At 44.2% G+C, this 7,814-nt stretch carries 6 protein-coding genes; 1 reads left to right on the top strand and 5 read right to left on the bottom strand.

Going from position 1 to position 7,814, the window contains the following annotated elements:
- Positions 1–91: 91 nt before the first annotated feature.
- The 3 genes from ileS to murJ form a co-directional block, all read right to left on the bottom strand.
- Positions 92–2,968, bottom strand: coding sequence for an isoleucine--tRNA ligase (gene ileS, locus AB4623_RS04005; RefSeq protein WP_372145803.1), 2,877 nt, complete (start codon positions 2,966–2,968; stop codon positions 92–94).
- A gap of 63 nt (positions 2,969–3,031) precedes the next feature.
- Positions 3,032–3,967, bottom strand: coding sequence for a bifunctional riboflavin kinase/FAD synthetase (ribF, locus tag AB4623_RS04010; protein ID WP_059021485.1), 936 nt, complete (start codon positions 3,965–3,967; stop codon positions 3,032–3,034).
- 70 nt (positions 3,968–4,037) lie between these two features.
- On the bottom strand, positions 4,038–5,600 hold the full coding sequence (gene murJ, locus AB4623_RS04015) for a murein biosynthesis integral membrane protein MurJ (protein ID WP_032545655.1): 1,563 nt from the start codon (positions 5,598–5,600) through the stop codon (positions 4,038–4,040).
- A gap of 251 nt (positions 5,601–5,851) precedes the next feature.
- On the opposite strand from murJ, the gene rpsT reads away from it, so the two are divergent.
- Positions 5,852–6,112, top strand: a complete 261-nt coding sequence (gene rpsT, locus AB4623_RS04020; RefSeq protein ID WP_004739529.1) for a 30S ribosomal protein S20 — start codon at positions 5,852–5,854, stop codon at positions 6,110–6,112.
- A gap of 277 nt (positions 6,113–6,389) precedes the next feature.
- On the opposite strand, the gene AB4623_RS04025 is transcribed toward rpsT, so the two are convergent.
- Positions 6,390–6,683 carry a metalloregulator ArsR/SmtB family transcription factor gene (locus AB4623_RS04025; RefSeq protein WP_004735028.1) on the bottom strand — a complete coding sequence of 98 codons (294 nt, stop codon included), beginning with the start codon at positions 6,681–6,683 and terminating at the stop codon, positions 6,390–6,392.
- A 100-nt stretch (positions 6,684–6,783) separates the two neighbouring features.
- Positions 6,784–7,674 (bottom strand): transcriptional activator NhaR, encoded by an 891-nt coding sequence (gene nhaR, locus AB4623_RS04030; protein WP_017070067.1) that lies wholly within the window; start codon positions 7,672–7,674, stop codon positions 6,784–6,786.
- Between the last annotated feature and the right edge of the window lie 140 nt (positions 7,675–7,814).

The following is a 7,814-nucleotide window of genomic DNA, read 5'->3' on the forward strand; positions in this document are numbered from 1 at the left end:
CTTGGTTAAACACATTTCCTATAACTAAAAATAACCCCAGTTGATACTGGGGCTATGATTTTCACAAAAAGTTCAGTCTTTCTCTGAGTCGTTATGCGAACTTACGCACTTCGCCTTCACCGTCGATGTTCGACACACAACGACCACAAACTTTCTCGTGACCTTCGATAGTGCCTACATCTGGAGTGTGGTGCCAGCAACGGTCACACTTCTCAGCTTCAGTAGCCGCAACTTCAACGAATAGACCAGCAACGTCTGTCGCTTGCGCTGCACCAGACTTCTCGCTCAGTGGCTTAACAACAGCTGCAGAGGTGATAAGTACGAAACGTAGCTCATCTTCTAGCTTGTTGATTTTAGCCGCTAGTGCATCGTCAGCGTATAGAGTAACTTCAGCTTGCAGTGCACCACCGATCGTTTTCTCTTTACGAGCATCTTCAAGAAGCTTGTTCACTGCGCCACGAACAGACTGGATTTCAGTCCAGAATTCGTTGCTTAGCTCTTCGCCTTCTGCAAGACCAAATAGACCTTCGAACCACTCACCTGTGAATACGAACGTGTCGCGCTGCTCTCCAGTTGGTAAAGAGCTTGGCATTTCGTTCCAAATTTCATCTGCAGTGAACGACATGATAGGTGCCATCCAACGAACTAGAGCTTCTACGATGTAGTAAAGCGCCGTTTGACAGCTACGTTGAGCATGGCTGCCCTGCTTCGCTGTGTACTGACGGTCTTTGATTACGTCTAGGTAGAAAGAACCCATTTCGATAGAACAGAACTGCATTAGACGTTGAGTCACACCGTGAGTGTTGTACTCGCCGTATGCTTTAACAATCTCTTCTTGTGCAGCTTGAGCACGGCCAACAGCCCAGCGATCAAGTGCAACCATCTCTTCAGCAGGAACTAGGTCAGTTTCAGGGTTGAAACCGTTCAAGTTCGCTAGGAAGAAACGAGCCGTGTTACGAATACGACGGTAAGCATCCGCTGAACGCTTCAGGATTTCATCAGAAACCGCAACTTCACCCGTGTAGTCTGTAGAAGCAACCCATAGACGCAGGATATCTGCACCTAGCTTGTTGGTTACGTCTTTAGGAGCAACAACGTTACCGATAGATTTAGACATCTTACGGCCGTTACCATCCACTACGAAACCGTGCGTTAGTACTTGCTTGTACGGTGCTTCGTCTTTCATCGCGATAGATGAAATTAGAGAAGACTGGAACCAGCCACGGTGTTGGTCTGAACCTTCAAGGTAAAGATCAGCACTGTGAGTGCGCTCTTCGTTCGGGAAGTTGTACTCTTCACGAGAATCAACAACAGAGAAGTGCGTAACACCTGAGTCGAACCATACGTCTAGCGTATCCATTACTTTTTCGTACTTATCAGCGTCTTCTGCGCCCATAAGTTCAGCAGCGTCTACATCCCACCAAGCTTGAATGCCTTTCTCTTCAACTAGCTTCGCAACTTTTTCAATAAGCGCTGGGCTTTCTGGGTGAAGTTCTGCTGTTTCTTTATGAACAAACAAAGCAATTGGCACACCCCAAGTACGTTGACGAGAGATACACCACTCAGGACGACCTTCAACCATGCCTTCGATACGGCTTTGACCCCATTCAGGCAACCACTCAACACTCTTGATTGACTCTAGTGCTTTAGCACGTAGGCCAGCTTGATCCATAGAGATGAACCATTGTGGTGTTGCGCGGAAGATGATTGGAGTTTTGTGTCTCCAACAGTGTGGGTAGCTGTGCTCGTAAGCGTGGTGATGCAGAAGTGCACCTTTCTCTTTTAGAACTTCTAAAACAGAGTCGTTCGCTTTGAATACGTGCTGACCAGCAAATAGCTCTGTATCTGGCAGGTAAACGCCGTTAGAACCAACTGGGTTAGCGATTTCTAGGTTGTACTTTTTACCAACCACGAAATCTTCTTGACCGTGACCAGGCGCAGTGTGAACCACACCAGTACCTGAATCTGTTGTTACGTGATCGCCAAGAACTGCAGGAACAGTAAAGTCGTAGAACGGGTGGTTGAACTGAGAGAGCTCAAGATCAGCACCTGTAGCAAAACCAAGGTTGTGGAAGTGCTCGATACCTGCACGATCCATTACGTCTTTTGCTAGTTCAGAAGCAACAACGATACGTTGAGCAGGCTGGTCGCCATTCGCTTCAACTTGGATAAGCACGTATTCAAGATCATCACGTAGACATACTGCGCGGTTAGCAGGCAGAGTCCATGGTGTTGTTGTCCAGATAACGATAGAAATTTCGCCTTGACCCGCATGACCTTCAGCTAGAGTAAATTTCTCTAGAAGCGCCGCTTCGTCAGCTGCTGTAAATTTCACATCGATAGATGGAGAAACTTTATCTTTGTATTCAACTTCAGCTTCAGCCAGAGCAGAACCACAATCAGTACACCAGTGAACGGGTTTGAAACCTTTAAGAAGGTGACCTTTGTCTGCGATTTTGCCAAGAGAACGAATGATGTTCGCTTCTGTGCCAAAATCCATAGTGCGATAAGGTTTGTCCCACTCGCCCATGATGCCAAGACGTTTGAAGCTCTCTTTCTGACCTTCAACTTGACCCGCAGCGTACTTTCGACACTCTTCGCGGAATTCAGCAGCCGAAATCTTCTGACCAGGCTTACCTTTCTTCTTCTCAACCATTAGCTCGATTGGAAGACCGTGACAGTCCCAACCTGGGATGTACGGCGCATCAAAACCAGAAAGGGTCTTAGATTTGATAATAATGTCTTTAAGAATCTTATTCAGCGCGTGGCCAATGTGAATGTCGCCGTTCGCGTATGGAGGGCCATCATGCAGTACGAAAGATTTTTTACCTTTCTTTGCCTTACGGATTTCGCCGTAAAGATCTTCTTTGTACCAACGCTTCAGCATTTCTGGCTCACGATTTGCCAGATTGCCGCGCATTGGGAACCCTGTTTCTGGTAAGTTCAGGGTATCTTTATAATCACTCATCGATTCTTAATTCCGTTATATTGGGCGAAGTTAGACATTATGTTAATCGGTGGAATCATCCGATTAATTCTTTAGCTGAAGCAGCCACACCCTTGCGGCTTCAGCATCCAATTCTATTTGATTCTTTAGTGCGTCGAACGATTCAAATTTTATCTCGTCGCGCAGTTTATGCAAAAGTCGTACTTCTAACTGTTTACCATATAAATTGGCTTTAAAGTCAAAAAAATGCACTTCTAATTGCTGCCTTACCCCATTAACTGTTGGTCGTTGTCCAATATTAGCAACGCCACCGACAGGAACACCGTCGATATCCAAAGCTTCAACAACATACACTCCCGATACAGGAGAAACACAACGCTTTAATGGAATATTAGCGGTAGGGAAACCGATAGTTCTCCCTAGTTTTCGACCATGGGACACTCGACCACTAATACTGTAATCACGTCCTAACATGGTAGCACTTGCAGTCAAGTCATCGACCGCTAATGCATTTCGTATCTCAGTACTGCTTACTCGTAATTGGTTTAAGCAATAGCTTTGGGTGCTTACCACCTCAAAACCGTACTTCTCGCCCGCCTCTTTGAGCATAGCGAAATTGCCAGTGCGACCTTTACCAAAGCAAAAATCGTCACCAACCACCAAGAACTTCACACCAAGCTTATCAACCAAAAGATCTTTAATGAACGCTTCCGCGGATAAACTTGCAAAATACTGATTAAAATTAACACACAATAAGCGACTGATATCTAGCTTACTCAGTTGCACGTATTTGTCTCGTAAACGAGTTAAACGTGCTGGCGCTCTATCTCGGGCAAACAGCTCCATAGGCTGCGGTTCAAACGTCATGACAACAGAAGGGAGCCCTAATGCTGCAGCTTGTTTAGAAACCTGACTCAGAACCTCTTGATGTCCTAAATGAACACCATCAAAGTTACCTATGGTTAATACACAGCCATGATGCTGCGCTTTAATATTGTGTATACCTCGGATCAGTTCCATTATGATCAGCTAAAACCTGTTATTTGCATCATTTATTGTGTGAAACCGACGGATTATATACTAATCAGTATTAATCTGTCGCTGCTTTTAAATGTTTTACTCGGATACCTAAAATCAGTACCGAAACAATATAAACAAAGCCACCAAGTCCAATCAAGCCTGTTAATGTCAGCGCTCTCTGGCTAAAGCTCCATTCAAGCCAATGTTGCATATTATCCAGCTGCCATAAAATAGCCGCTACCATCACCACACCTGAGATAATCAATTTGGCACTAAACAACAAGGTTGTCTTAGTTAATTGATACACACCCGCAAGGTGTAATCCGCGATATAACAATGCCATATTCACAAAGGCAGACAGTGCCGTCGCAATCGCCAAACCCACATAGCCATAGAAATAAGCAAAGATCGCGTTAAACACCATATTAGTCACCATAGCGATAATGCCGTACTTAACCGGTGTTTTGGTATCTTGGCGAGAGTAGTAACCCGGAGCTAAAACTTTAATCAACATGAAGTTAAGCAAGCCTGATGCGTAAGCTACCAATGACATCGATGCCTGCTGTACATCGTGTGGAGAGAACTCACCGCGCATGAATAGCACCATCAGCATTGGTTTAGCTAAAACGATAAGACCTAACATTGCAGGAATACCAAGCAGCAAAACCATGCGCACGCCCCAGTCCATGGTATGCGCGAACCCTTCCCCTTGAGCATCTACGTGTTTACGAGATAAAGCAGGAAGAATCACGGTCGCAATCGCGATACCGAATAAACCGAGAGGAAATTCAAGCAGTCGGTCTGAGTAGTACAACCAACTGATAGAGCCAGTTGCGAGGAAGCTGGCAATAAAGGTATCAAACAATAAGTTGATTTGACTGACCGATACACCGAACAAAGCAGGGATCATTAATGTGCGGATCTTAACCACACCTGGATCTCGCCAGCCCCACTTCGGCTTAACCAATACCCCCGCTTTGATCAAGAAAGGCATTTGGAAAAGGAATTGGACTAAGCCGCCAAGAAACACACCAATGGCTAAACCAATTTCTGGTTGTTCTAAATTAGGAGAGATAAACCACGCAGCGCCTATGATCATCACGTTCAAGAACACAGGGGTAAAAGAAGAGACCGCAAATTTACCTAATGTATTAAGAATGGCACCAGATAAAGCAACGAAGGTAATAAACCATAAATAAGGAAAGGTAATCTTGAGCATAAAGCTCGCCAACTCAAACTTTGGCGCTGATGGACCATCATTTAGCCAGTCGATAAACCAACCCGCACCAAACATCGCGGTGATCACGCCAGAGCCCAATACCCCGATAACGGTGACAATAGAAACTAAAACCCCGAGCGTACCCGACACCTTAGCAATTAAATCTCGTGTCTTATCTTTATCACCTGCGGCGTGATATTCCGTTAATACAGGAACAAACGCTTGAGAAAACGCACCTTCTGCAAAAAGTCGACGTAAGAAATTAGGAATTTTATTAGCGAAGAAAAATACGTCGGCACTCGCTCCTGCCCCCATCAAATTTGCTACTACTACATCACGTACTAGCCCCAATACACGGGAAACAAAAGTCATTGCGCTGACAATCAGGCCTGACTTTAATAGTCGTTTACTCACAGAAACCTCTGACACTGGTTGATTACTTTCAAGCGAGGATAAATACTATCCTGTCCTAAGAAGCATATTTATTAGCATTGGTCTAAAAATGCTGTTAGAATCCCCGCCATCTTAACCGCGATGACCTTTCCATACCAAAGTTTGTTTGGCTACGATTGGTTTTTGCACAAATCATTTGACAATTAAGCGCTAATGAGGGATAGTCCTCGCCCTTAAATTGTCACCGAACTAAGTTTTTGGGAGTTAGACCCTTGGCAAACAGTAAATCTGCTAAGAAGCGCGCTATCCAAGCTGAGAAACGTCGCCAGCACAATGCTAGCCGTCGTTCTATGATGCGCACTTACATGAAAAAGACTATCGCAGCTATCGCAGCTGGTGATAAAGAAGCTGCAACTGCTGCTCTTGTAGAAGTTACACCACTTCTTGACCGTATGGCGACTAAAGGCCTTATTCATAAGAATAAAGCTGCACGTCATAAGTCTCGTTTCGCTGCTGCAATCAAAGCTCTTTAATAGAAATTTGATTACAACGCAAAACGAAAAAAACCGGCCTAGGCCGGTTTTTTTATATCTAAATTTTGAGTAACGCTTTTATTTTACGTGCTAACAGCCGTTTTTCTGACCGATAAACAATTTAAGCAGATAGATAAAACAAACAATCAGAAAAATAAATAGAGAAGCAAATTGGTACGTAGATAGATAGGTAAACACTAACGTTCAATGTGAAATGCTAACACTTCCTTGTGTCATTCTATCGCTGATAAGAAATCCCCCTCCCACCAGCAATAAGCTACTTGCAGTAAATACCATGCAGTAGGTTAATCATCGCTTTTACTTCTTCACTACTCAATGTGTAATACACAGTTTGAGCTTCTTTGCGAGTTTCGACCAAACCATCTCTTCTCAACCAAGCAAGATGTTGAGATAAAGCAGACTGACTCAGTTCCAACTTGCCACACAACTCCCCAACCGACAGTTCAGTGCCATGTAATAGGCACAAAATCTGTAAGCGACGCTCGTTAGCCATGGCTTTGAGTAGAATCACAGCTTGTGCTGAGTTCTTCTCCATCTCTTTTAAGTTCATAGTTTGGCTCCCTACAACCTTTACGCCAACTACGGGCTATCAGTATTTCCGGCATATTGCGGAGTTATGATAATCGATATCAATTCATTAACAAACTATCTCACTCGAACAATTTGCTAAAATCTGCGTCACATACGTTTTTTACTGCTGGATGTTGGATCATCCTCTCAGCAAATATGACGTAGTACTCCTCTTTTAACTCTTCAATACCGCCTAATAGTTGCAGTGATGTGTCGTCTTCCACTTCAGACATATAAAGCGTCGGTGCTAAAAATATTACGTCATGATGGTAACGAGCAAAAGCCTTCATCAATGCGGCATCATCAAACTCACCTAAAATATCTGGCTTAAGCCCTTGTCTATCAAACCATTGCAGCACTTTACGACCCATTGAGGTTCGGCTGCCAGGGATCAAAAGCTTTCTTTGCTCCAATACAGCAGGGAAATTAACCCCTTCAACCTGACCTGAACTAAAAAAGCTCATTCCACTCTCACCCAGCTTTTTACTGAACAGGCCCGGGCTTTGACTAGAGTCCACCGGACAGTCAGACAAAATCATATCGAGCTTATGTTGAGAGAGTTGCTCAAGTAGCATTTCATGGGTCGATTCAAAACAGCGCAAGTGAATGCTGTTATCTGGAGGGATGGTCGACATCAGTATCTTACTGACGAGTCTTTTAGAGAGCGCATCCGCGACGCCAACATCAAACAGAATATTGGAGTGCTGGCTGTAATTCACGATGTCCAGCATCTCGTAACTCAGGCCAAACATACGATCGGCATATTTAAAGACCAGTTGCCCAAGCTCTGTAGGCTCAACACTTCGGCCATTACGCTTGGTCAACTTGCCATCCATGCGTTCTTCTAAGGCTTTTATCTGCCCCGTTACCGTTTGTGGTGTTAGGAATAGGGCTTCTGCAGCTTTAGTAACAGAGCCTTGCTTGCAAACCATCCAGAAGTAATACAGATGGTTGTAGTTGAGATGCGACATAGATGTGCCGTAATAAAAGAGTAGATACCCTTTTATATCAAATATGACACCGCCACTCAACAAACTCGAAAAAACCTAACCAAACATAGATTTACCACTTATTTTTTCGAAGTGTCTGATTTCATAATGTAATATTTCAT

It is taken from the genome of Vibrio sp. 10N.222.52.C12 (assembly GCF_041474215.1).
Lineage (GTDB): Bacteria > Pseudomonadota > Gammaproteobacteria > Enterobacterales > Vibrionaceae > Vibrio > Vibrio crassostreae_C.